Genomic DNA, 967 nt, shown 5'->3' with positions numbered 1-967 from the left:
GGATTATTACGCTTATAAAGCAATTTATATCAGCATTCGGGGAAGGAAAATCACTTGGTCTTGGCAGTGAAGTATCACAGATTTGCGCCGTTTATTACCCGTCGCGCCTTGACCATTTTATCAAAGAAAAGCTTAAGGTAAAATACTACGGCCGCTACATGGACGATATGTACTTAATCCATGCCGATAAAGTCTTTTTGCAGCGGTGTTTGTATGAAATAAAACAGATGTGCGACACACTGAAGATTACGCTTAATGAGAAAAAAACACGGATCGTTAAACTTTCACAAGGCGTTATATTCTTGAAAGGTCGCTATATTCTTTCTTCGACCGGCAAAATTATAAAGCTTGCTGGAAAAAGTTCGACAACGAGAATGCGGCGCAAATTAAAAAAGTTCAAACGCCTACTGGATGCAGGCAACATGAGCTATCTTGATGTACGCACCGCTTATCAATCGTGGCGTGGAAACTATAAAAAACGCTTTAATGCATATTATCGGGTTTGCGATATGGATAAATTGTATAACTCGATTATATTACAGGATACATTTTAACGGGAGGTTAAATATGGTGTATTTGGCAAAAAAAGGGAATGAAGTTATTCATCATACCAGTAAGCAAGCAATGCTGGAGATGGACGGGATTACTAAAGCTGATATGGAAATCAGCGATGAGGAATTTGAAAAGGCTGGCTGTTTTGCACGAATTATCGATGGAAAAATCGTTGTCGGTAAAACGAAAGCCGAATTGAAAGCTGCAGCAAATGCCGACCGTATCGAATTTCTTAAAGCGCAATTAGCAGAAACCGATTATATTGCCGCTAAAATTGCCGAAGGCTCTGCGACGGCTGCCGACTATGCTGAAAAAATTGCACAGCGCAAGGCGTGGCGGAAAGAAATCAGCGAGCTTGAAAGTGCATAAAAGCGCACTTTAAACGCAATAAAAACGGGCAAGAACCCGGTGTTAC

2 protein-coding genes are annotated in these 967 nt (G+C 40.7%); both read left to right on the top strand.

Annotated features, from left to right (window positions below):
* Positions 1-554: RNA-directed DNA polymerase (locus HGH47_RS12170; RefSeq protein WP_432912721.1), on the top strand; the 554-nt coding region annotated here is incomplete at its 5' end.
* A 13-nt stretch (positions 555-567) separates the two neighbouring features.
* Complete coding sequence (locus HGH47_RS12165; protein ID WP_432912718.1) at positions 568-921, top strand: hypothetical protein; 354 nt, start codon at positions 568-570, stop codon at positions 919-921.
* Positions 922-967 lie beyond the last annotated feature (46 nt).

The sequence above is a fragment of the Treponema sp. OMZ 805 genome, assembly GCF_050937395.1.
GTDB lineage: Bacteria > Spirochaetota > Spirochaetia > Treponematales > Treponemataceae > Treponema.
This window is presented reverse-complemented; position numbering and strand designations above follow the sequence as displayed.